The sequence below is a fragment of the Sulfuracidifex metallicus DSM 6482 = JCM 9184 genome (genome assembly GCA_032834875.1).
Taxonomy (GTDB): domain Archaea; phylum Thermoproteota; class Thermoprotei_A; order Sulfolobales; family Sulfolobaceae; genus Sulfuracidifex; species Sulfuracidifex metallicus.
Map to the genome: position 1 here is coordinate 1,624,086 of CP135238.1, position 23,085 is coordinate 1,647,170.

Consider the following 23,085-nt stretch of genomic DNA (forward strand, 5'->3'; position numbering starts at 1 on the left):
ACCTCAAGGAAGGCGAACCTTGTATAACACTATGTTTCCTTCATCTTTCTTTTCTAGAATCTTTACTCCCTTATCCTCCATGGCTATTGCCCACATGTCTACTTGGTCAACCTGAACTCCCTTCAATGCTTTTATAATAATGTCCTTTTCTCCTCCAACTTCAACCCAGAACCTCATTATTCTTACTGATGGAGAATCAGATCCACACTTTGTATCAGCTACAGTTAAGTCAAGTTCAGGAACCTGAGTCATAATAGATCATATTAGAGCTAACGTTTAATATTTTTCTGCAGTCTAAAAAGAATATTTTGTCCCAGTTATCTCTCTTCATTTTTGACAATAGAGATTTCAGGAAAATGATTGCATTAGAGATCGGATCCCTTATTCCAGTAAACTTCACATCCGTGAAGTCTATAAACTTGGCTAACTTCTTCTCTCTTTCTGAATTGCCTAAGATTACTATCTGTCTTCCTTTAGTTGAGAATACTGGGGAATGACAGAACTGCTCGGTTCTCTCAGCGTTAGATTGAATTCCAAATATTTCGCTCATTTTAAGGTAAGCGAAAACGCTAATGCCGTAATTTCCATTAGAGCCCACAAAGAATGGATTATTTCCCAACGTGTAGGTATCTTGTCTCTCTTCTACATTTGGTTCTATCCCCGCAATTTTAAAGAGGACGTAAGTGGTCATCAAAAAGGATAGTGTGCCGGGTAGAGGTTTTTTTGACTTGTAAGGAATTTTTATCACGTGATCTACAGATTCAGCCAATTGAGAAGAGGGATTCGCTGTTATAGCGTAAGTTTCACTTGATCCCTTGAGCTTTTTGGCTAATCTAATGTTATAAAATGGTTTTCCTGAAACCGAGACAAATATAGTTGGTTTTCCCTTAAGGTCGAAAGAGAAACCGTCGTAAGGATCAATAGCCCTAAATCTCCCTCCAGTTTCTCCTTCAATAGTGATAGATGAGGCGAATGAGTCCCCCGCACCTATCACATAAGCTTGGCTGAGCCTAATGTCAGTTTCCACTCTGAATTCTTGGTTCAACTCTCGCTCTATTTCCTCGATGTACAAACATCTCACCGAAGATATGTATAACTTAATTATTTCTCAAGTTAATTACGTTCCATGCAGATTCTGCTGAAATCCGGAGTCACAATAGGTTCAGATAAGCCCATGAAGAATGCCAATGTGGGCATAGAGGACGGCGTTATTAAGGGAGTTTCCACAAAGGAAATCGAGGGTTTCGATTATCCCGATCTTGAAGTAGGGGGTAAAAATAGGTTAGTAACTCCAGCGATGCTGGTTATGAATTCTTATCTTTATTTATATCCTTTCAGATATAAGGTATTTATGGGGAAATTAAATCCTCAAAAGATTCTAGACGTTATGTCGTCTAATGATGCGTATTACTTTGCAATGGCTGGAGCTTACCATCTATTAAAGAGGGGAGTGGGAACTGTTGTGTTCAGTGGACCTCACTTGGATCTAACTGCGAGGGCCGTTTCAGAGGTTGGCATTCGTCCAGTTTTGGCGGTAACTGTAGATAATGATGCCAACTGGGAGAAGGAGTTTTCAACCTTATATAATAGGTGGAGCTCGGGAGACGAAAATAGGGTAATTCTAAGGGTAGCGAACCAGGATCAATTAAAGAACGTGTTAGATGTCTCGAGGACGTATAAAATTCCCGTTCTGGTTGAGAGAGATGTGGATTTGTCTGAAGCCGATTTGAATGGTGCTCACGTAATAGGTTTAGGGGGTGGATCAAGGAAAGACCTGAAGAAGTTATCTTTGCAAGGAGGACTAGCTTGGACTCCTTCCTTCGAGGTATCTAACTTTCCTTTGAGTAAGTATAAGCCAAGTCTAGCCTTAGACCTTACGCCATCCTTCGATCCACTTTTCGAATTAAAGCTAGCAGTAACAAGATTACTCTTGGTCCCTGAGGAAGCCTTCAATTCGGCTACATCATGGGGATATTCCCAATTAGGTCGCGATAAGTACGGTAAGATAGAAGCAGGTTACATAGGCGACGTTGTGGTTTTCGAGCTCGACGAACCTCCAGCTTTCCCATTAGATCAGACATCGCCTTACGAAAGCCTAATATTTTCTATTGCATATCCAGAGACTGTAATAGTCAATGGTGACGCCGTACTTGACGGTGGAGCTCCTATAAACATTGGGCTCAAGGAAATAGAGAGGATAAGGGATAAGGTAGATGAGTTCGAGACAGAGATTAGAAATTTGGAAAAGAATTGAAACAATAGGCGACATAGCAGTAATAGGAATTCCATTTGATGTTAGCCCTCAAGATCTAGTTCCATTTGCAGAGCAGATAATGAAGGACAACCCTCATGTCAAGTCGGTGTGGGGTAGGCTTAGAGGAACCGAAGGCGACTATAGACTATCCCATTACGTTCATTTGTTAGGCGATAAAAGGAGTGAAACCATATATAGGGAGAACGGTGCTTCGTTCTTCCTAGATTTCACCAAGGTATTCTTCTCTCAAACCTTATCCTATGAACATAATAGAATCCCTAGTATGGTAAGGAAGGGAGAAGTTGTGATCAACATGTTCTCAGGTTACGGTCCATTTTCTATTCTGTCTTTGCTTAAAGGTGCTGGGAAAGTGTACTCTATAGATCTAAATCCCTTTGCTTACTATTACACGCTAGTCAATTTAGAGCTAAACAAGGCTTACGGCGTTATACCTATATTAGGTGATGCCTTTAAGAAAATTTATCGACTGGAGGAAGCTGACAGGATTATATGTCCTCTGCCAGAGAGAGATGAGGAAGCATTTGAGGTGGCAAAACAGAAGGTAAAAGGTAAAGGGAACTCATTCATTCATTTATTTGCTCGAATACAAGTTAAGAAGGGAGAAGACCCACGGAAGGTAGCCATGCAGAAGTTCAAGGGCGAGTTCGCCCGCATAGTAAGGAGTGTTAAACCTGGATTGTATCACGTAGTCGTAGATATAAGGGTGTAACCTTGGACTACTTTATGATTATGAGATTAGGCTTTTACGTGTCGCAAGTTAAGAGAGTTGAAGTAGGAATCTACACTATAACTTTTTCCAGAAGGAAGTCGAGGAACTTCCAGAAGGATGGAAAAATCTTTTACGTTGTAACTCTTTTAAGGGAAGGAAAGGAAGAAAAAAAGGGAGTATTCACGGAGTACTCCAACGCGGTTATCTTCGCTGGAGAGTTAATGAGTGCGTTCCGATAACCGGTCGTGAATTCGAAAGTGAAAAAATGTTAAATTAAAAAATAACATTTTGGTGGCAAAAACTTAGTTATATTAAATTTGTATGATCTTGAGAGTTAAGTATCCATATTGTAATATATGAAAAAAGGAAAAAAGCCTACTCTTCATTTGCATTCCTTGATCATTCTCTCCAGTTTATCAATTCTGTCCTTTACCTTCACGTGATATGCTACAATAGCTTTCTTCAATTCCTTCATGCTTCTCACCATGGTAGAAACTGAAGAGAACCTTTCAATCTCTTTCCCGTCATATATGTAAATTGCCTCTCCTAGGTCCTCCATGTAAGGTACGTCAAAGAAATCGTGGTACATAATAAGGCCGTTTGTCTCAAAGCTCTCCTTCATTGCCTCATCCCTGATTTCGTCGGCATTGATGCACTCTTTGGTTATGTCTTGTTTGATCCTTCTAAATCCCTTTCTCTCCATTAAACCAATATAGAACTCGTCGCCGTGCTTCTGTAATTCGGACATGATGTTGAACTCGTTTAACTTAAGAAGTTCTTTAGGCCGCAAAGGCACTTCGATTATGCTTTCCCTTATCAGCTTTGCTATGCCATGTGTAGCTATTGCGTTATACATACCAACAACGCTATGAAAATAAACGTTTTCATACATGTACATCCTAGCCAACAGGAATTCCTCAACAATTGGAGTAGCTTTTTTGAGGATAGCAAGATTTCCATCAACATATAACATTACCCTCTTTAGCCTTTCAATATCAAACCTACCGTAATCTACCCCAGCGAAGTATGAATCCCTTAATAAATAATCGGATCTATCCGAGTCTATGAAGCTAGAAATGAGCAGAGAAGCCAGTTTCTCTTCCTCAGTGTTATACTTTCCAGATATCACGTTAATTATGAACTTAACTGGATCCACACCCACAAATGAGAACTCCTTCTCTAGAACCGAGGACAATTCCTCAGAGATTATTTTTTCTCCCATTATTACATGAGTCTTTTTACCTTGTTCAATAACTTCCTCACCGTAGACTTGTCTTAAAGTAGCTAAAACGTTCTCAAATGTATGAGAAAAGGGCATATGGCCGATGTCATGTAAGAGCCCCGCTATAGAAATAAGGGAAATCATCTCTGTAGTGAGGAAATCAACTTCAGAATTCCTCTTGATAAAAGAGCTGAATTCTTTAGCCAAATACATTGTACCAAGGCTATGTTCAAATCTCTTGTGTGTCATTCCAGGGTATACCATGTAAGCTAGACCTGTTTGTGTTACATGACGCAGCCTTTGAAAGAAAGGATCTGAGACTAGCTTGAGAACCCTTTCATCTAACTCTATGTAGCCATGAACTGGATCCCTTACAAGTTTCATAAATTAAAAATGTGCTATACCTTAATCAATACATCTAGAATTGCCTTAGCGCCTTTGGAGACCCTTTCCTCCAGTTCTTCCTTAGTTATCCATTTAGTTCCCCCAGTCAAGGTATCACTTACGACCGTTACTGCTCCACTTCTCACACTTTTCATCTTTGAAAGGAAGAATAAAGTTGCGCATTCCATCTCCACTGCAATGTTACCTTTTGAAGCCCATCTTGAGACGAAGTTTTCATCCTCAGCGTAAAAGGCATCACTGCTGAACACGTTTCCTACGTGGTAAGGAAGTCCCTGTGAGGAGAATGCGTTAACCAATTCTCTCGTTATCTCAAAGTCAGGAGCAGCTGCAACAGAAGCGTTATCCCTCATATACTGATAGAAAAGTCCTCCTTGATTGTAAGACGCGCCTGTTACAATTACGTAATCACCTATCTTTACGTTATCTACTAATCCTCCAGCTGTACCGTATCTTATGAATTTTTTACCGCCCAGCATTATCAGTTCCTCTAGAACTATCGCTATAGAAGGACCTCCTATTCCATGTGTAGCAACGGATACTTCAATTCCCTTGTACTTTCCAGTGTAAAGGAGGTATCCTCTATTCTCGTTTACCAGCTTAGGTTCTTCTAAAAAATTTGACAGGAACCTGACCCTTCCTGGGTCGCCCGCCATCAAAACCCTCTCAGCTACTTCTCCCTTCTTTGCCAATATGTGTACTGGATTCACAGTGTTTCCTTTGATTGAAGAAAATAACGCTAACTAGACGTTTTAAAGATGCAACTTCAACAGTAGTTGTAAGAATCAAAGTTGCAGTTGAGAGTACTAGGATGGGAGGGAAATAACCTAGTTATAGAGGCCAACGGAGTTAACGTGATTCTGGACGAGAATGAGCTCAGAGATATCGTAGACAAAACCGAGAGAACAGATCTGGGAGATAAAGTGTCGCAACCCATGGTGGAGGACGATACTACAATTTACTCGTTCAACTTTGACATGTTACAGCTTCATTTCTTTATAGATTGGACGTTACAAAAGATAACTTGTATAGTTAACGGAAATCCTGTTCCCATTAGCGGTCTAAGATGTTTCGGAATAGAGTGCCTTGCTATAGGAATTTTCCTTGATAAAACGTTATTATATTATTTTTCGTTTAGTTATAATGAAAGAAGGGCAACGTTACATTTGTTTGCTATTAGTATTAATTCATTTATTAATGAGACAATATTCTATAAATTAAATAAGAAGTTTAAATCTATCGACTAATTCTTAAATTGTATGTCCAGTTTTTAAGGAGTCCGTGGAAAAGTTTTAAAAAGAGAGAAGAGCACTTCTATCTTATGAAAGAGAGAGAAGTAGAAGCTAAGAGGTTAGTGGGCAAAAAGACAGTAAGGGGAAAGGTTTACGAGTATGAATACTATACGCTACCTCTGAACTTGTACATACCGAAGTCCATGGTAGAGAAGTTCGGGACGAAGTTCTCACTCCATTACGACGAGGACAGCGGTACTATAACCCTTAGGCCCATGGATCTAAAGTGACTGTAAACTTTTTATTATGAAAATATCTTTTAGCTTCCTTAAAATGTTTTTATTTAAGTTTTTATTAGTAGTTTCCTTTATGCCATACATTGATACTATACATTAAATTTAGGAGGTAATCCATTAACCATGAGTATAATAGTTATTAATCCTGCACGCTAGGATAAAGTAATGGAAAAGTCAAACAACAATATGGAGAGGATTCTCAGAATACCTCATTTTACGAAGGATAGTAAAACTCCCAAGTCTCTAGACCTTCTGTTGGTGAGACCTACAACTAACCCCAAGGGGTATATAGACGAAGGAAGGCTAATTATCATGGTCGATGATGGATCAAATAGGGTAGGCTTTCAGTTGACCTCTGCAGAAGCCTCTTTATTGTATCAAAGGCTTGGCTACGCATTGAACATTTTAGCTGAGGACTTTCACTCAATGAATAAGGACAGTAGAAGACAAAGCTCTGGAAGAAGGAGTGAAAGAAATAACATGAAGGAAGAAGAAACAGATGAGTATCCAGACGATTTCTCTGCCAGCGATTTGGACGGCGCTCTATAATTGCGGTTTAAATATCATGTCATATATTAGGAATAGGGCAATAATTGTATAGAACACTGACAAGTACCTCATCTTTTCAAGGAATTTATCTGAGAAAGTAAATCTATAATGGTAGAATTCTCCTACAGCTAATAGGGGGGCTAAGGCGAAAGCTGGATATACCCAATTTGGCATCCCAAGTTTAATCCACATGTAAAGACCAGAGATAGCCATGGTTATCAATGAGATCACCTCTATAATCACAAGCCTCCTGTAAGCTGTTAACATCTTGATGGTGGCTTCATTTTCTATAACCATCATGTAATAAGCCCCTGTGGTTAACCCTCCCCATCCAATTAGTCCTAAAATGTGAATCATTAAGAAAACATGATATAACATACAAGACTATGAAATCTGATTGCTAAAAAATAGAGTAAAAATCTATTTAACTTCCATTTGAATGAGAGGTAAATTGAGTTCAACTTTCTTGTTAGCGAAATATGAAGCTTCTATAGCCTTCTTTAAGTGTTTTGTAAATCACGGTAGGAATAATCGAAGTTAAATCTTCAATTACCTTCATCTCTACTGTTGGATTTATTGACTTTCATGCTTCTGCCATCAGAGGAGACTTCAATTCCCTCCAGCTCCAGAAGTTTCCTCTTTATTTCAATTCCCCTAGAGTAACCTCCTATTCCTGACTCAGATATAACTCTATGACAAGGAATAATTAATAGAATGTTGTTCTTTGAGAGCGACGCCCCAACGGCTCTTGGGGATGTGTCCAGACGTTTGGCAACTTCTCCGTAAGTCATAACATGACCCCAAGGTATCTTCATGACTTCCTTAAACACGCTTAACCTGAAGTGGTTACCTCTGATACTCACGGGTTCACGTAGGTCAACCTTACGACCCTCAAAATATAAGTCCAACTTATAGAAAAAATCTGAGAATTCTTCATTCTCTAATAAACTTCTCTCATAACATTCGCAAAAGTCAAGCATTACAAATCCTTTATCGTCCTTAGCTACGGTTATTCCACCTAGGGGGCTCTTGTAAAAACCGTAAATCATTTCTTTAGTCTCTCTATTGCCGTCTGGTTAACATCCCTTCTTTCAACTTCACCTTTTATTTGATTAACAGCTAAGTCTAAGGGTAATCCTCTGATCTCTACGTTGTTTCTTCCCCTCAACGTAACCTTGGACTCCGTGGCTTCTCTCTTTCCTACGATAACAATATAAGGTATTCCCTCGTCGTATGCCTCCTTTATTCTCTTTGATAAAGTCTCCGGAGAGTCATCTAAATCAACGCGGATTCCCCTTTCCCTAAACGAAGTCATGACAGTCCTAGCGTAATCGTTTACTTCCGACGTTATTGGAATCACTCTAACTTGAGTTGGAGATATCCAAGTAGGCATCTTACCTCTGAAGTTCTCTAGAAGAATTGCCATGAACCTGTCTATTGATCCAAAGATAGCCCTATGGACCATGACCGGTCTCCTTTTCTCTCCGTTATGATCTACATATTCTAACTTGAACCTTTCTGGCAAGTTGAAGTCTACCTGAATGGTTGAAAGTTGCCAAGACCTGCCCAGACTATCCTTTATTTCGAAGTCCAGCTTGGGTCCGTAAAATGCTCCTTCCTTTTCCTTAACTTGATAAGGCTGACCGAGAGACTTCAGAGCGTTCTCTAGAGACGACGTTGCCTTTTCCCACTGTTCATCCGTACCTATACTTTCGTCAGGACGAGTGCTGAGATATATCTTCACGCTTTCCTTTCCGAATCCGAATTTTGATAGAACCTCTAAAGTTTTGGAAACCAGAAGTTTAACCTCGTCCTCTAGCTGTTCTTCCATTAGGAAAATGTGTCCATCATCTTGGACAAACCCTCTTACTCTCAGTAATCCGTAAAGTTCTCCCTTATTTTCCCACCTATAGACGTGGCCGAACTCTGAGAGTTTTATTGGTAATTCTCTGTAACTCCTTGACCTGCTTTTGTATATCAAAATATGAGCAGGGCAGTTCATAGGCTTTAAGCCAAGTTCGTCTTCATCATGATTGAAGATCAACATTTTATCCTTATATAGCTCGTAATGCCCGCTGATCTTCCAAAGCTCTGATCTGTATACGTGAGTAGTATAAACTTCACTATATCCCATGGAAGCGTTAATTTCCCTCATGAAGTTCATAAGTTCGTTTCTTATTATTTGTCCTTTGGGATGGTAAAGCACTAGACCAGGTCCTGATTCCTCATGGAAGCTAAACAAGTCTAGCTTCTCTCCAAGTATTCTGTGGTCAATCTCAGATACTTTATCTAACCAAGAGAGATAGTCCTTAAGTTGCTCCTCAGAAGTGAATGCAACTCCTCTGATCCTAACCAACTGTACGGTAGGATTAGGATGATGAACTGAAATATTAAGTACCTTAAAAAAAGACGGGTTTTCATTAGATGGTGAAATTCCCTCCGAATTTACTTTGAAATTGTAATTCAAGTTATCATACTTTACCTTTTCTATAACCTTCTCTGCCTCTGCCATAGTTATTGAGGAGTTAGACTGAACGTCAACGTAAAAATCCCTCTCTCCGAGTCCAACCTCTACTGGATGGTAACCCGAATTCTCAAGGGCTTTAGCGTAAGCTATTCCTCCCTTTAACCAAAGAGGCCTGTAGTTAGTATTGGACATATCCATAAGGCATTTTATGTACAAGTTTAAAAAATACTTGTTGAAGCTTCTCATTGTGGCCAGCGGAGGAGGACATACAGGGTTTGCAAGAGCTATAGCTGAGTACTTACCATTCAAGGCCGACTTTGTTGTACCGAGGGGAGACTCTTGGTCCATGGAAGTTCTAAAAGACTATGCCTCTAACGTTTATGAGGTTATGAAGGGTAGAGGACCAAAGGACGGAATGTTTGTCCTTCTGAGGAACTCCATCAAGTCATTTAGGGATAGCTTTTCTTTGAATAAATACGATGTTGTAATAGCTACCGGCAGTAATCATTCCCTTTTCGTTGCATTATCGCAAAAACTGAAAGGTTCGACTATTTTCTCGATTGAGAGCCAGGACAGAATAGTAACGAGAGGTAAGGCTGTTTCGATTATGTCTAAATTTTCCAAGAACGTTTTTGTCCATTGGAAGGAGCAGAAGTCCTTATATAAGAACTCTTACGTTGTTGGTCCTATAGTAGAGAAACCTAAATTCTCTGCCAAAAATGAAGGTTACGTACTGGTTACCGCTGGTACAATGGGCTTTCCTAGGCTATTTAAAGAAGTATCTAAACTCGATAAATTCAATTTCATAGTACAAACTGGTCAAGTTGACCCTTCTACAGTTAAGGCTAGTAAAGCGTTTAAGTTCGATTCTGAAATGGAAAGGCTAATTGCAGGAGCTTCTGTTGTAGTTACGCATCAAGGTAAAACAGCTATGGAGTCGGTGGTCATGTATGGGAAGCCTACAGTAATAGTTTATAACTCTGACTGGACTAAAGCTGCAACTAAGGAGGATACGAAGCTCTATGCTGAGATCCTGGGAGCAAAGTTCTTGGATGATCCTTTAACGTGGAAAGGAGGAGAGTTGGAGAAGGCTCTAGATAATCCTAATAAGCCCAAAAATCATGAAATTGGAACCCCAAAGCTAATTGATTACATTTTGAAATATAAATAATATAATATTAAAGGCAGTAAAAAGAAACAAATCGCCACGTTTGTGAAATTAAGGACCGTCTACAACGTAAGTAGTTTTGAGATTAATAAGGACAAAACTCTAATTTTATGCCCCTTGTATCATACAAGGTGGATCAAGAAAAGATAAACCAAACTATAAAGAAAGTTCTGGACATTTTCAAGGAAAACATGGATTTGATTAAGGATAAAGGGTGGATAGTTTCTGAACCGGAGTCCCCAAGATGGTGGGGTGGGCTACAGTCAGGAGAGGAGATCATAATTTCTTCCATTTTGGTTCAGATGACAAGATGGGAGACCGTAGCAAAGGTAATTTCGGAAATGAGGGAAAATGGCTTAACAAACTTCGGTAAGCTTAGCTCTCTCAGCGAAGAAGAAATATATTTGTTGATAAGGAGGGTAAACTTCAGTAGGACCAAGGCAAAGAGGCTAAAGGTAATAGCAGATAAGGCTTCATCTTACGCTTCAATACAAGACTTCATTGATGACCTTAAGGGCGTTCAAGGAATAGGTCAGGAGACGTACTACTCGCTTCTCCTCTTTGTGGGAAACAGAATTTACTTCCCACCGTCAGAGTACGGAAGCAGGGTATTAAGCAGGGTTACCTCAATGAGAATACCAAAGTTAAAGGTAAAGGAAGTTGTGGAATCCTCCTTGCCCAAGGATCTCTTCACCTATAAGCTATTTCATGCTGGGTTAGTGACAGTGGGAAGAGTTTCTTGCTTTAAACAACCTAAATGTGAAAAGTGTATACTTAAAATGATTTGTAACCTAAATAAGAATAATGAAACTTTACGAATATGAAGGAAAAATCCTGTTCAGGAAGGTAGGAATAGAGACTCCAAAGGCCAAGCTAGTACCTCCAATAGAGAATCTTCCTTCAGGAAAGTTGGTTGTTAAGGCACAGATCTTGGAAGGTGGGAGAGGGAAGCGCGGCCTCGTAAAGGTAACTGAGAATCCTGTTGAGACTATAAAGGAAATGGAAGCTAAATACGGGATTGAAAGCTTCCTAGTGGAAGAGTTCATCCCTCATGAAAGGGAATATTATCTGTCTTGTCTTATTGATAGAGACACTCAAGAGCCAATGTTTGCTATAGGCAAGGGAGGCATCAATGTAGAAGAAGAAGGAGGAATAATTACTAAGGTTGTACCTACAGAGAGGGGAGTGAAGTTCTTCGATGCAATAGAGGTCTCTAAACTAATATCAGCCAAACCTTCCTCCATCTATTCCGTCCTGAAAGGTCTATACGATCTAGTAGTAGATTACGGAGCTGAGCTGGCTGAAATTAATCCTCTGGCGATAACCAATGAAAAGGCAATAGCCTTAGATTCTAAGGTGATAATCGAAGATAACTCGTTAATAAGAGTGGGCGATACTCTAAAATCCTTGGGGATTCATGTAAGCAAGCCCTCAGCCTACGTGGAGCTTGACGGAGATGTTGGAATAATAGGAAATGGAGCTGGGCTTACAATGGCGACGATGGACATGGTTAAACTGGCTGGCGGTTCTCCAGCAGATTTCCTTGACGTTGGGGGTGGTGCTGACAGGACTCACGTTAGAGAATCAATGCTCACGGTTTTAAGGAACCCAAAGGTCAAGAAGGTTATAGCAAACATTTACGGGGGAATAACTAGATGTGACGAGGTTGCATATGGGATAGTTGATGCATTAAAGGAGGTAAATAAACCGGTTTTCATAAGGCTTTCAGGTACCAATGAGGAAGAGGGAGAAAGAATACTGCGCAATAACGGGGTTAAGGTTTACAAGAACGTTATGGAAATGGTAGGTGATGCGATACGTTCATAGACAAAAACACGAGAGTTTTGGTTCAAGGTATTACAGGAAGGGAAGGCTCATTTCACACTAAGCTCATGAAATCTTATGGAACTAAAATAGTTGCAGGTACTTCTCCTGGAAAGGGAGGAAGCTCAGTAAATGAAGTTCCAGTTTACGATACTGTAAAGGAGGCAATGAAGGAACATGAAATTGACGCATCCATAATTTTCGTTCCAGCTTCAAACGCTGCAGATGCGATAATTGAAGCTGCAGATTCTGAAATTAAACTGATAGTTGTCATAACGGAACATATTCCAGTCGTTGAAACTCTTAGGGCAATAAAGTACGCCAAGTCCAATTCTTCAACTGTAATAGGTCCCAATTCCCCCGGACTTATAGCCCCAGCTGAAACAATGCTGGGTATAATGCCAAGTATGGCTTTCAGCAAAGGGAAAATTGGCATAATCTCAAGATCGGGTACATTAACATATGAAGTTGCAGAGATAGTGAAATCTGTCGGTCAATCTTTAGTAGTTGGTATAGGAGGAGATCCTATAATAGGAACTAGCATATTAGAGATGGCTAAAATGATGGATGATGATCCTTCAACGGAGGAAATTATCGTTATAGGAGAGATAGGAGGTACCATGGAGGAAAGACTCGCTAGTTCAATATCAAAGGGAGAAGTAAAGAAGAAAGTGATAGCTTACATGGCCGGTATGACAGCTCCTCGGGAGAAGAGAATGGGACATGCCGGGGCCGTAGTTTATATGGGCATGGGTACCTTTGAAAGCAAGATTAATGCGTTTAAGAGGGCAGGAGTGAAAGTAGCGAAAACTCCCTACGAGATTAAATCCTTATTATAAGTCTCTTTATTATTACTTTTCTTAAAAAATCTCGAAGGAGTCTTTCATGTAAAAGAAGAAACTTACCTTTTTTCCCTTTTCTTTTACTAATTTATTCTTAATAGTAAAAAATTCCTATCACGCTTAGTTATTAATATGAATTTATTTGAATATACTAGATATAAGGAAATATATTCCAAGTGAGGAGAGTATAATACGGCAGTTTATTCTAAATGCGAGTTAAGGGGGGAGAAAGACCCCATCCTTAAGGTGGGAGATGGATAACACCTTTATATTTAAATACTTCTTTTTGAAATAGCATTCATATTCTTACTTTCTCGAGCTTTTCTACGAGCTCTCTTCTAGCCGGTTTACCCCAAGATTCTTCGTTAACCACTTCCGACAATTTCATCCTTTTTCCCCAACCAAAGATTTCTAATTCTGGTCTTTCAGGTATCTCAGCTGGTCCCAAGGTGAGGTAAGCCACCAATTTCACATGATTGGGAATCTCCAATATTTTCTTAACGTCCTCTTCCATAAAGAAGGATAACCATCCCATACCTATTCCTTCGCTCGTAGCAGCCAACCACATGTTTTCAACGGCTAATACTGAGCTATATTGGCAAGTCTCTGGTATTGTCCTCCTTCCTAGAACATGAGGTCCAAACCTAGTAGGGTCACATGTTACAGCTATGTTAACCGGTGTATCTAGAACGGCCTCTATCTTTACGTTATCGAAAATCTTTTTTCTATCCTCTGAAAGTTCTTCCCTGAATTTCTCCCTTTCTTTCATTGCCAATTCTTTAATTTTCCTCCTCTTCTCCATATCTCTAACAATGATAAAATTCCATGGTTGAGAAAATCCAACTGAAGGTGCTAAATGACCTGCCATCAATATCTTAGCTAAAACGTCGTCGCTTATCTCCCCTCCTTTATAGAATGATCTCACATCCCTTCTTCTCTTTATTGCCTCGTATAGATCCATTACATTAGGATAGCCAATCCAAACTTAAAAAATCGAACTTTATGACGCTAACTAAGTTTTTCTATAGTAGGAAACATTTATTTTCCCTTCAAAGGAATAGTAGCTGATGTCAAGTCAGACTTTAACTGAGAAAATATTGTCTCAGGCCTCAGGTAAGACTGTAACAGAAGGAGATGTAATAGAGGCTGCGGTAGACATAGTTGCATTTCATGATTTGACCGGATATCATGTAATAGAGGTAATGGAAAAGGCTGGGATGGTCAAGGTATTCGACAAAGGTAAGATAGTCATAGCGTTTGATCATTTAGCTCCACCTCCAGACGTTAGAAGTGCAGAGATACAAGGCAACATAAGGAAGTTCGTAAAAGACGTTAAGATTCCATACTTTTATGATATAAATGTGGGGATTTTGCATGAACTACTTGTTGAAAAGTATGCGCAACCGGGTCAGGTTATAGTTGCTGCAGATAGCCACACTACAACATCTGGTGCCTTGGGTGCTTTCGCCCAAGGGATGGGTGCAAGCGACGTTGCAGCTGCAGCAATAACTGGTAAGACTTGGCTAGTTGTGCCTTCATCCTTCAAGGTTACCTTAGAAGGAGAACCAGCCAAGTGGATTACCGGTAAGGACGTTGCCCTCAAATTGCTAGGAGATTTTAAGGCCGAATACTTCAATGGGAAGTCAATAGAGGTATTCGTTAAGAACCCCTCAGCTTTTCCGATGGATTATAGAGCCACAACCTCCAATATGGGAATTGAAATGAATGCTGATGCATTGATGTTTGTTCCAGATTCCGAAACACTGCGATATGTAAAACAAATGAGAGGGTATGAAACTAAACTAGTTACCCCTGATAGTGAAGCTAGGTATCCCGAGGAGTACACGATAGAGTTAAATAAAATGGAACCACTCGTAGCTGCTCCATATAGCGTAGATAACGTTAAGACTGCAGGCGAAGTTCAGGGTACCCCTATAGATCAAGTTTACATAGGATCATGCACCAACGGCAGATTAAGTGATTTCGAAATAGCTGCAAGGATAATGAAGGGCAAAAAGGTAAAAAGCAGGTGTATAGCGATACCGGCATCATACGAAATGTTTAAGGAAGCCCTAGAAAGGGGTTATATAAACACCCTATTTGAGGCGGGCTGCATAGTGACATATGGTACTTGCGGTCCATGCTTAGGAGGACATTTCGGAGTTGCGGGCCCAGGAGAAGTTATTCTTTCAACTAGCTCCAGAAACTTCCGCGGAAGGATGGGAAGCAATGAATCCAAAACTTATCTGTCTGGACCAGCAGTTGCAGCAGCCAGCGCAATAGCGGGAAAGATATCCTTACCAGGTGATGTGGAATGATAGTAGAAGGTCCTGCAATAAAGTTTGGAGATAAAATAGACACAGATATTATAATTCCAGCCAGACACCTGAAGTATACCGATCCCAAGTACTTAGCAGAGCACGCAATGGAGCCTTTAGATCCAGAGTTTCATAAGAAGGCTTCCAAGGGAGTGATTCTAGTTGCTGGAAAGGTATTTGGAATGGGATCATCAAGAGAACAAGCGGCAATTGCTCTAAAGGCCGCAGGTGTTAAGGCAATAGTGGCAGAATCGTTTGCTAGAATATTCTACAGGAACTCAATTAACAACGGATTACCTGTTATTGTTGTTCCTAACATAACCAAGGAGGTTAACGAAGGAGATATGATAAAGGTAAACGTTGAGACCGGCGAAGTGATAGCTAACGGCAAAGTTCTGAAGGGAAAGGGTATAACTGGAATGGCTCTAGAAATTTTGAACACCGGAAGCTTAATAGATTACCTTAAGAAAGTTTCGATCAGGCAGACGAACTAACTTGAAAGTTTCATTTTCTTAATCCACTTTGCCGTAGTTTATATTTGCAACCAGAAAAGGAATCAGTCTCATAAACTGAAACTTTCGAAAGTTATGATCTGGATAAACGAAAAAAATAGAAATTTATTTTAGTCTTCATTTCAGCTTACACATGAAGAAAATTACATTCGGTTTAGTGTCTCTTATTTTTTCGCTTTTCGATTTCAAGATTGGAGTTTCAGTCGCGTCTATAATTTACGGAATCGATGTGTCGAATCTCTTCTACTCTTTTCCGTTTAATTTATTTTATTTTGCTCTAATATTTACTATAGAATTTATGACAATTCGGACCTTCGTTTCTCTCTTTGAAGGAATCATGAGAAAGTTCTATTTGAAACGCGAAGGCATGCAGTCATTAAAATGTGGAATTCAAAGTAAGAATAAGAAAAAAGAAGAAAAATTATAATAGCATTCAACTTATATGTTTGCATATGTATGCGTATTCTTTATTTTCTTAAAGGTAATAAAAATATTTAAAAAAGGATAAAATCTCCTTGTAATCCTTGATAAATAAAAGTGTAGAATTATCACTTGCGTGCAATTTATATTAATAAATTGAGAATTTATCTATTAACACCAGAGACCCCATCCGTAATGGCGGGGTAGTTTACAAGAAAAGGGGTAAAGATTATCCTTAAACGTCCAGCTTAAAGCTGAGTAATTTTCCCTTTTGCATAATAAAGGTCTTTGCCTCAGAATGTATCTTAACGATGTTCCTCTTGACCTCTATTGAATAAAGTTTGCACGTCTCGCTTGGACTGAATCTAGAAAGGGCAACCTTGATGTAGCCTAAGTAAAGGATAAAAGGAAGTAAAATTAGTAATAAGATCCAAGTATAGAATGTAACTGCGTAAGCCAATACTATTGGCACAAGAGAAATAAAAGACAAATAATAAAGTATATCAAGCTCTCTGGCTTTCCTAAACCTAACTTCCTCATCAGAAACCTCAACTATATAATAGCCATCTTCCGAGAAGGCAATACCCTTCCTTTTCACGTCTATTAAACATAGAATCTACATTTAATTAGTCTAACTTCATATGAATAAAAGATTTGCTTAAACATTTCTATTTATCTTAAAGTAATTGGTTAACTGGGCTCCTTCGGAAAAGATTTTTTGTACTGATATATCATAGACAAGCGATGATAAAGGAGTCAATATTCCTTTTCCTTGCAGTTGGAATGGTAATGCCTTACCTACTGTCTGGCACAGCCAACGGCGAATACGTTGTAGTTAACCTAAATTCAACTTGGGACGGAGAACACGTTGTATTGACGGGGAAAGTCAACGTTTATAATCCGATTCTGAACAAGACCTTTCCGGGAGGCTTCAACAAAACGACTTATAGCTCATACTTTACACTTTGGTGCTCAGAATTCTCAGGGGCTTATATAGAATATCCGGAAGTACAGTTCACCACTTATAGCTATCAAGGTGAAGATTTACCAGCACTGAAGATATACAATGGATCAAACGAGTACGCTTATTTCGATCTTCAATATATGATACCTTTGCAAGGTAAGATGTTCGTATCTCAGGGAGGTCAGGTTATCCTTAATAATACGTTCTATCTAAAACAAGTACCTTCCATGATAAAGACTGGCTATCAAGGAGATTATAAGGAATATACTGGTAAGATAGAGAGCGGTTCTCATGGCATAGGAAACTTCCTAGTGGCTTCCCCTGATGCTAAGATTAGAGTCTCCAACGTGAATAATTGCCTTGAAGTTTCGATTGTAGATAAGCACTTTGCAGTATTAGTGTTGAACACGACCTCAAATGCAGAATTATCTAAAATAGCTGAGGTAGACATCAATGGATCTCCATACTATATAGCACCTAATGGAGTTGAGGTAAACTATATAGGTAATACTGCTAATGGAAATGTGTCCTTTCCGTTCCAAGCATTTTACGTCTCCCATACGGGGTTGCTCCTTATAGATTATCCATATTCTGGAAATATGACCGTCGTTTTCGGCTTTAACGTAAATAACCCTACCGTGAGTTTATCATCGTCTCTTGTTGGAAATAACCAGCTTCAGATCTTATACTTTGTTATTATTCCTATTATCATTATAACAATATTACTTTTGCTAATCTATAGACACAAGCATGGCAAACATTAGGAATTACACTGAACAGAATAAAGTTATTTTTATTTTTATAACTTATTAAAAAGTAATAAGATAAATTTAATTTTAAACAAAAATTAGCCGTACTTTAATACACCATTTTAATTCCGAATCAATGAGGTGAATTCATCGAGAAATTCTGCATAAAATTAAGCATGAAGTAATAAGAAGTAAAACGTCTGTAACCAAGTGTAAAAAACTCACATCTTGATAGAAAGAGCAAAAAGGGTGGTTAGAAAGTAATGTATACCGATGATAGTTTGTTTCCCCGTTTCAAGATACATGGTTGACGAAAGAGGTTATTTCAAGGTAAGCGAAGGAGAATGTGACATAATAGTGGAGAGTACATTGACTGAAGAGTTGGTTAGGTCTGCAGGAAGGGCAAAGATAGAGATATGTGAGAAGGATGAGATAACATGTCTAAACGATATAAGGAGAAAAATATATAAAATAACTAAGTCGTGTAAGTTCGCTTAGTTTCGGCGATGACTCCGTTTTTAATTACATAGGGAAATTGGCATGGAAACAGATCTTAAGTTAGTAAAAGCTGTGTTGGACTTGATGAGAGATAGCGTCCCTACCGATTGTCAGGATCTGATAGATGAACTTAGTAAGAAAATAATAAGGGACTTAAAGGAGAAGGGGGCGAATAAGGCTATGAGGGAATGGTATGGTATCACTGACGAGGATCTGGAGATGGTAGTAAGGAAATAGAAGGGTAAGAAGTGACTAGAGAAAAGCCTTTACACGTTCTTTTTCCTTTTCCAACATGTTTTGTATAGAAGAAGTTTTGTATAGAAGAAAAGGTGGTATGCATAATTCTTATTTTAAGATGTTATAAATTGAGGTAACTCACCTGAGGCTTCCTCAATGTCCTTTAACGTGTCTATTGACCTCCAGTATACATCCTTGAACTTTATCCCTTTAAGTTGTCCTGCCTCAGCTAACTTGGGGAACGTTGACTTCTCTATATCACCTTTGTCTGGCAATAGATCAAATATTTTAGGTGATATCATGTATACCCCTGCATTTATCATATAGTTTTCCAGAACTGGCTTTTCCCTGAAACTGGTGATTAAATCGTCCCTTGTTTCAACTATTCCGTAGGGGCTCTTCAAAGGAACTAAAGCGATTGTTGCTACGCTTTCCTTAACATCCATTTTAGAGAAATCCAAATTGGTCACTACGTCACCGTTTGTGACAACGAATTCATTTTTATTGCTCAAAATATCCTTAACCTTCTTCAACGCACCTCCAGTTCCCAGAGGTTCTTCCTCTATCGAAAAATAAGCACTTATGCCTAGTCTCTTCTCGTTCTTACTTACCCATTCTGCTAGAACTTCCCATTTATATCCAGTGAGAAAAATGAAAGAAGAAACGCCAAACTTCTTGAAGTGCAAGATCTGCCATTCTAATATAGGCTTTCCAGCCACCTCGATTAGAGGCTTAGGTTTATCGTCAGTAAGTGGCCTTAGCCTTTTTCCGTAACCTCCTGCTAAAATTACGGCATGCATATGGCTAATAAGTTGTTTAATTTAAAAATTTTTTGGAGAGACTCTATCATTTGTTAATAAGAGATTTTCAAAAGACAGTATATTAAAAAGTAAAATAACTATCAAGATGACCACGGCTTATCTATTTAGTTTGAGCTATGTTACAAGATCAAAGTTGATTCATTGGAAATCTCCTCGAAAGTTAGACCATTACGTTGCAAGCCTAATTTCTGATCCAGCATCATTCGCTGGGATATCTGGTCATATTCAAGTTCTGATGGTTGAGAATAATGCAGGTAATTTCGTCACTTTGGATAAGGCTACATCATCATCAAACAAATTCAGGATTCTTTTCACCTTCGGTAATCCCTTTTCCTCACTTTCCACCTTTACGGGAAAGATGGAAAGGAAGATCCTTAATAATAAAGTAACATATATCGCTTCCGCGGACGACAAATCTATCTCTTTCATGACAGAATTCGCGTTTCAAAATTATGAATTGTCATTATCAATTTCAGCTTCCTTCAATTCACCACAAGCTATAAGATATGTAGGAATGAATGAAGGAGATCTAGAGAGGCATTTATTAGAAGGACATTTCATACCTTATTTTAAGTTGTTTGCAATTCCTTCACCTTGCGGTTACTTGCATCTAGAATCAAAAGAGGGAAACTTGTGCGATTTAATCTCCACAATTGGAGAGCTTAGGAGGAAGGAAGGGAAATACCTAGTTTATCTAGAATCTAACGACGGAAAGATATCGGGTAGGGTTCAAGTAGAAAACGGAAATCTAAACGCAACTGGTAACTTATGCGGAAAGGAGCTCAATAACAAAAGTTTTCTTGATGCTATTATTAATAACTGTAGGTGCGGCAGTTTAGATGTTTACATTAAACTTGAAGTAATATAGCTGTTAATATCTTCTATTTATAGATTATGGAATATATATTAATAAAAGAAGATATGAGATTTTATATAAATAAATATTATATTGTGCTTTTTATAAATATAAAAGTATGATGTATCTCAGACGACAAATTATGAACGCTTCTGATCTCAACTTCTAATCTCAAAATGAAAATGTAGAAACGAACTCTACCTACACTGAAAATATTCTGAAATTTGTGTTATGTCTCAACTCATAATGCTTTCTTATAGATTTTAGAATTAAACTTATATATGAAATTAAATTTCCTTTATTAAACGCTAACTTGTCTCTGTGCAACTTAATATGTCATTTTGATAAATGACGTTTTGTGGACTTGCTTATAGTGAATCACAGGGACATTTATCATCCTCAGGCCGGAGGCGCTGAGGAAGTGCTAAAGGAAGTGGCAACTAGACTAGTATCTAAAGGAAATCGAGTGACATGGTTTTCCGAATCAGTTAAGAATCGACCTAGCAAGGAGGAATATGAAGGAATTTTACTTAAAAGGAGGGGAGGGAGGGCGTCAGTTCACATTTTCTCTCTTAAAGAAGCTAAAAAACACGAAGTAGTTTTGGACAGCATAGCCCACGCAGTGCCATTCTTTTCCTATTTGGTTAACGCGAAATCTATAGCCTTAGTTCATCATGTTCATCAGGACGTTGTAAAGTACGAACTAGGTTATCTATCGAGGGAAGCGGTTAGGTTTCTGGAGAGGCAAATTAAAAGATACAATTATGTGATTGCAGTATCTGAGACAACTAAGAAAGACCTTCATGATAAACTACACATCGATGAAAGTAAAGTGAAGGTCATTTATAACGGAGTAGATCACTTGAAGTTTAAACCAGGGGAAAAGGACAAGGAACCTACTGTTTTATGGATTGGTAGACTTAAAAGATACAAGAATCCCTTCGATATATTTGAAATTAAAAGAAGAATGAAGACTAGGGCTAAATTCGTTGTTGTTGGGTCGGGGGATCTATCTCAACAGTTTGCAGAAGAGTCACGGAAACAAGACGTTTTATATTTAGGCAGGGTAGACGAAAAAGAAAAGGTATCCCTTTATCAAAGAGCATGGGCTATCCTCTCCACCTCGTTTATAGAGGGATGGGGGATGACCATAGTAGAGGCTAATTCGTGCGGAACTCCTGCAGTAGTTTACAATACTGGATCTCTACCTGAAGTGGTTCAAGAAGGCGTTAATGGTTTCGTAGTAGGTTATAAGGACTTCGATTCAGCGGCTAAAGCCTTGGATTACCTTATGGAAGAGAAAAACATGAAGGTTATGTCTAGGAAGAGCTATGAGGAATCTCTCAAATATGATTGGGATAAGACAGCTTTATGTTATCACAAATATATAAACGAGATCTTAGGTTAAGAAAAAAAGAATTGTATATGTATTATTATTGTAGTTACATTAACAATTAGAGGAGAAGTGAAAAATGATTTAATTATTGTTAAATAAAGTTGTTATCTAAAGCCAAATATTAGGAGCTTATTTACCTCGCCAGATATCAATGAGGTACGGCAGTTTGCTTTCAATTGACTAGCATTACAGCCTTTGCTATTCCTATCTTCTCTGCCATTTCAGCTACCTTTCCCCTAACGAACCTACCCATTAAATCTCCGAAGTACTCCCCGTTTATCTTTACTATAATTGCAACTTGTTTGTAGGTAAACTTTCTAGGCTCCCTCAACATGTTCTCCATTGCGGTCTTACCTGCTTGTACTGCTACTTGGGCAGACATTGGAACGAATCCCTTAGTAGTAGCCGAGTCTCCTGCTCCATAGACGTTCTCATAATCTACCGAACGAAGATAATCGTCTACCAGCATTCTTCCATTGACGTTAGTTAATCCCATCTCCTGAACCAAGGAAGGTCCTCTGAATCCCACAGACGAGATCACCACGTCACTTTCTAACTCATAGTCATTGGTTTTGACCTTGCCATTTTCTATGCCTTCCACCTTTTGGTTTAGTAATACCTTAACTCCGATTTCACTCAACTTATTTAGGGCGAACTGGGAGGACTCCTTGGTCATAAAGCCTAAGAGCTTGTTCTGTCCTTCAACTAGACTGACCTCTTTCCCCATTTCTTTGCAAGCGCTTGCTAGCTCTACTCCTAGTAAACCTCCTCCTAATATGGTGACTTTTTTACTCTTCATTACCCTTTGACGTAAATTTAAGGCGTCATCTATGTTTTCTATTTTTAGAGTATTTGGGAAAATCTTCTGAGAATATCCAGCAGCTATCAGTAATTTATCGTAGTCAAAAGCTCCCATCTCTGTAATTACTTTATTCCTTCTAAAGTCAATTTCCCTTACTCTAGCCCTCAAGAAGTTTCCTTCTCGATAAGGTATCTTTGCTAAATTGGGGTTGCCAATTTTGAATACGTCAACAAGTTTATGAGTTAAAGTGAAATAATCTTTCTCATCAATCAGAAGCGACTTGTTAACTTTCATTGCAGACAATCCAGCGAAACCTCCACCAATTATAATAGTTCTCATGATATCCATATCTCAGTCTTTATCTTTAAATATTTCTATCTATATTTAAAGGAACTTTAATATACCTGAAATATGAATTAATTCTTTTCATTTAAAAAGAGATTATTGAGGATTCTTTTCATTTAGCTTAAATTTTTGTTGTGGTCATCATTTGGAAATCCAAAAGATTTATGAGTATCCTAAATCA

28 protein-coding genes are annotated in these 23,085 nt (G+C 38.7%); 17 read left to right on the forward strand and 11 right to left on the reverse strand.

Annotated features, from left to right (window positions below):
* Positions 1-3 precede the first annotated feature (3 nt).
* Positions 4-252 carry a hypothetical protein gene (locus tag RQ359_RS09010; RefSeq protein WP_156016797.1) on the reverse strand — a complete coding sequence of 83 codons (249 nt, stop codon included), beginning with the start codon at positions 250-252 and terminating at the stop codon, positions 4-6.
* Positions 236-1,072 carry a sugar isomerase gene (locus RQ359_RS09015; RefSeq protein WP_156016795.1) on the reverse strand — a complete coding sequence of 279 codons (837 nt, stop codon included), beginning with the start codon at positions 1,070-1,072 and terminating at the stop codon, positions 236-238. Before RQ359_RS09015 ends, RQ359_RS09010 begins: the two co-directional genes overlap by 17 nt.
* A 54-nt stretch (positions 1,073-1,126) precedes the next feature.
* Between RQ359_RS09015 and RQ359_RS09020 the strand changes: the two genes are divergently transcribed.
* Genes RQ359_RS09020 through RQ359_RS09030 form a run of 3 tightly spaced genes read left to right on the forward strand, consistent with a single transcriptional unit; the run spans position 1,127 to position 3,223 of the window.
* Entirely contained in the window at positions 1,127-2,254 is a 1,128-nt protein-coding gene (locus RQ359_RS09020; RefSeq protein WP_054837884.1) for an amidohydrolase family protein, read from the forward strand.
* Positions 2,214-2,984 carry a class I SAM-dependent methyltransferase gene (locus tag RQ359_RS09025; RefSeq protein ID WP_054837883.1) on the forward strand — a complete coding sequence of 257 codons (771 nt, stop codon included), beginning with the start codon at positions 2,214-2,216 and terminating at the stop codon, positions 2,982-2,984. Before RQ359_RS09020 ends, RQ359_RS09025 begins: the two co-directional genes overlap by 41 nt.
* A gap of 2 nt (positions 2,985-2,986) precedes the next feature.
* Positions 2,987-3,223, forward strand: a complete 237-nt coding sequence (locus RQ359_RS09030; protein ID WP_156016793.1) for a hypothetical protein — start codon at positions 2,987-2,989, stop codon at positions 3,221-3,223.
* A gap of 143 nt (positions 3,224-3,366) precedes the next feature.
* Here RQ359_RS09030 and RQ359_RS09035 read toward each other — a convergent pair whose 3' ends face one another.
* Positions 3,367-4,590 carry an HD domain-containing protein gene (locus RQ359_RS09035; RefSeq protein WP_156016790.1) on the reverse strand — a complete coding sequence of 408 codons (1,224 nt, stop codon included), beginning with the start codon at positions 4,588-4,590 and terminating at the stop codon, positions 3,367-3,369.
* Positions 4,591-4,604: 14 nt separating this feature from the next.
* On the reverse strand, positions 4,605-5,318 hold the full coding sequence (locus tag RQ359_RS09040) for a purine-nucleoside phosphorylase (RefSeq protein WP_054837881.1): 714 nt from the start codon (positions 5,316-5,318) through the stop codon (positions 4,605-4,607).
* 81 nt (positions 5,319-5,399) lie between these two features.
* Here RQ359_RS09040 and RQ359_RS09045 point away from each other — a divergent pair, with 81 nt between their 5' ends.
* The 3 genes from RQ359_RS09045 (at position 5,400) to RQ359_RS09055 (ending at position 6,685) form a co-directional block, all read left to right on the forward strand.
* Positions 5,400-5,855, forward strand: coding sequence for a hypothetical protein (locus RQ359_RS09045; protein WP_156016788.1), 456 nt, complete (start codon positions 5,400-5,402; stop codon positions 5,853-5,855).
* A 74-nt stretch (positions 5,856-5,929) separates the two neighbouring features.
* Positions 5,930-6,130, forward strand: coding sequence for a hypothetical protein (locus RQ359_RS09050; RefSeq protein ID WP_054837879.1), 201 nt, complete (start codon positions 5,930-5,932; stop codon positions 6,128-6,130).
* A 171-nt stretch (positions 6,131-6,301) separates the two neighbouring features.
* Positions 6,302-6,685 (forward strand): hypothetical protein, encoded by a 384-nt coding sequence (locus tag RQ359_RS09055; RefSeq protein ID WP_054837878.1) that lies wholly within the window; start codon positions 6,302-6,304, stop codon positions 6,683-6,685.
* Here the strand turns inward: RQ359_RS09055 and RQ359_RS09060 are convergent.
* The 3 genes from RQ359_RS09060 to thrS form a co-directional block, all read right to left on the reverse strand.
* Entirely contained in the window at positions 6,680-7,063 is a 384-nt protein-coding gene (locus RQ359_RS09060; RefSeq protein ID WP_054837877.1) for a hypothetical protein, read from the reverse strand. The two genes, RQ359_RS09055 and RQ359_RS09060, sit on opposite strands and share 6 nt — an antisense overlap.
* A 167-nt stretch (positions 7,064-7,230) precedes the next feature.
* The gene (locus RQ359_RS09065; RefSeq protein WP_156016786.1) at positions 7,231-7,734 is read right to left on the reverse strand and encodes a methylated-DNA--[protein]-cysteine S-methyltransferase; all 504 of its coding nucleotides are present in this window, start codon (positions 7,732-7,734) and stop codon (positions 7,231-7,233) included.
* Positions 7,731-9,344: a threonine--tRNA ligase gene (thrS, locus tag RQ359_RS09070; RefSeq protein ID WP_156016784.1), complete on the reverse strand. Its 1,614-nt coding sequence runs from the start codon at positions 9,342-9,344 to the stop codon at positions 7,731-7,733. The genes RQ359_RS09065 and thrS overlap by 4 nt, the downstream gene beginning before the upstream one ends.
* A 37-nt stretch (positions 9,345-9,381) precedes the next feature.
* Here thrS and RQ359_RS09075 point away from each other — a divergent pair, with 37 nt between their 5' ends.
* The 4 genes from RQ359_RS09075 to sucD all read left to right on the forward strand — a co-directional run bounded on the left by RQ359_RS09075 (position 9,382) and on the right by sucD (position 12,983).
* Positions 9,382-10,323 (forward strand): UDP-N-acetylglucosamine--N-acetylmuramyl-(pentapeptide) pyrophosphoryl-undecaprenol N-acetylglucosamine transferase, encoded by a 942-nt coding sequence (locus tag RQ359_RS09075; protein ID WP_170267535.1) that lies wholly within the window; start codon positions 9,382-9,384, stop codon positions 10,321-10,323.
* 128 nt (positions 10,324-10,451) lie between these two features.
* Entirely contained in the window at positions 10,452-11,144 is a 693-nt protein-coding gene (locus RQ359_RS09080; protein ID WP_457921167.1) for an endonuclease III domain-containing protein, read from the forward strand.
* Entirely contained in the window at positions 11,125-12,147 is a 1,023-nt protein-coding gene (locus RQ359_RS09085) for a succinate--CoA ligase subunit beta (protein WP_156016777.1), read from the forward strand. Before RQ359_RS09080 ends, RQ359_RS09085 begins: the two co-directional genes overlap by 20 nt.
* Complete coding sequence (gene sucD, locus RQ359_RS09090; protein ID WP_338117031.1) at positions 12,144-12,983, forward strand: succinate--CoA ligase subunit alpha; 840 nt, start codon at positions 12,144-12,146, stop codon at positions 12,981-12,983. The genes RQ359_RS09085 and sucD overlap by 4 nt, the downstream gene beginning before the upstream one ends.
* Before the next feature lie 301 nt (positions 12,984-13,284).
* On the opposite strand, the gene bluB is transcribed toward sucD, so the two are convergent.
* Positions 13,285-13,947 (reverse strand): 5,6-dimethylbenzimidazole synthase, encoded by a 663-nt coding sequence (gene bluB, locus RQ359_RS09095; protein WP_156016773.1) that lies wholly within the window; start codon positions 13,945-13,947, stop codon positions 13,285-13,287.
* Positions 13,948-14,053: 106 nt separating this feature from the next.
* Between bluB and RQ359_RS09100 the strand changes: the two genes are divergently transcribed.
* Complete coding sequence (locus RQ359_RS09100; RefSeq protein WP_457921168.1) at positions 14,054-15,304, forward strand: 3-isopropylmalate dehydratase large subunit; 1,251 nt, start codon at positions 14,054-14,056, stop codon at positions 15,302-15,304.
* Entirely contained in the window at positions 15,301-15,798 is a 498-nt protein-coding gene (locus RQ359_RS09105) for a 3-isopropylmalate dehydratase small subunit (protein WP_156016770.1), read from the forward strand. Before RQ359_RS09100 ends, RQ359_RS09105 begins: the two co-directional genes overlap by 4 nt.
* 673 nt (positions 15,799-16,471) lie before the next feature.
* Here RQ359_RS09105 and RQ359_RS09110 read toward each other — a convergent pair.
* A complete protein-coding gene (locus tag RQ359_RS09110) occupies positions 16,472-16,834 on the reverse strand; it encodes a hypothetical protein (protein ID WP_054837871.1) in 363 nt (120 codons plus the stop codon).
* A gap of 146 nt (positions 16,835-16,980) precedes the next feature.
* Here RQ359_RS09110 and RQ359_RS09115 point away from each other — a divergent pair, with 146 nt between their 5' ends.
* From RQ359_RS09115 to RQ359_RS09125, 3 genes are all read left to right on the forward strand, one after another.
* Positions 16,981-17,964: a hypothetical protein gene (locus tag RQ359_RS09115; RefSeq protein WP_457921169.1), complete on the forward strand. Its 984-nt coding sequence runs from the start codon at positions 16,981-16,983 to the stop codon at positions 17,962-17,964.
* A gap of 258 nt (positions 17,965-18,222) precedes the next feature.
* A complete protein-coding gene (locus tag RQ359_RS09120; RefSeq protein ID WP_054837868.1) occupies positions 18,223-18,447 on the forward strand; it encodes a hypothetical protein in 225 nt (74 codons plus the stop codon).
* Between the two features lie 42 nt (positions 18,448-18,489).
* Positions 18,490-18,684, forward strand: coding sequence for a hypothetical protein (locus tag RQ359_RS09125; RefSeq protein ID WP_054837867.1), 195 nt, complete (start codon positions 18,490-18,492; stop codon positions 18,682-18,684).
* A 113-nt stretch (positions 18,685-18,797) separates the two neighbouring features.
* Here the strand turns inward: RQ359_RS09125 and RQ359_RS09130 are convergent, their stop codons facing one another.
* Positions 18,798-19,484: a nucleotidyltransferase family protein gene (locus RQ359_RS09130; protein ID WP_156016766.1), complete on the reverse strand. Its 687-nt coding sequence runs from the start codon at positions 19,482-19,484 to the stop codon at positions 18,798-18,800.
* A 130-nt stretch (positions 19,485-19,614) separates the two neighbouring features.
* On the opposite strand from RQ359_RS09130, the gene RQ359_RS09135 reads away from it, so the two are divergent.
* Positions 19,615-20,373: a hypothetical protein gene (locus tag RQ359_RS09135; RefSeq protein WP_206338986.1), complete on the forward strand. Its 759-nt coding sequence runs from the start codon at positions 19,615-19,617 to the stop codon at positions 20,371-20,373.
* Positions 20,374-20,719: 346 nt separating this feature from the next.
* On the forward strand, positions 20,720-21,769 hold the full coding sequence (locus RQ359_RS09140; RefSeq protein ID WP_054837865.1) for a glycosyltransferase family 4 protein: 1,050 nt from the start codon (positions 20,720-20,722) through the stop codon (positions 21,767-21,769).
* 160 nt (positions 21,770-21,929) lie between these two features.
* On the opposite strand, the gene RQ359_RS09145 is transcribed toward RQ359_RS09140, so the two are convergent.
* Complete coding sequence (locus RQ359_RS09145; RefSeq protein ID WP_156016765.1) at positions 21,930-22,898, reverse strand: NAD(P)/FAD-dependent oxidoreductase; 969 nt, start codon at positions 22,896-22,898, stop codon at positions 21,930-21,932.
* Positions 22,899-23,085 lie beyond the last annotated feature (187 nt).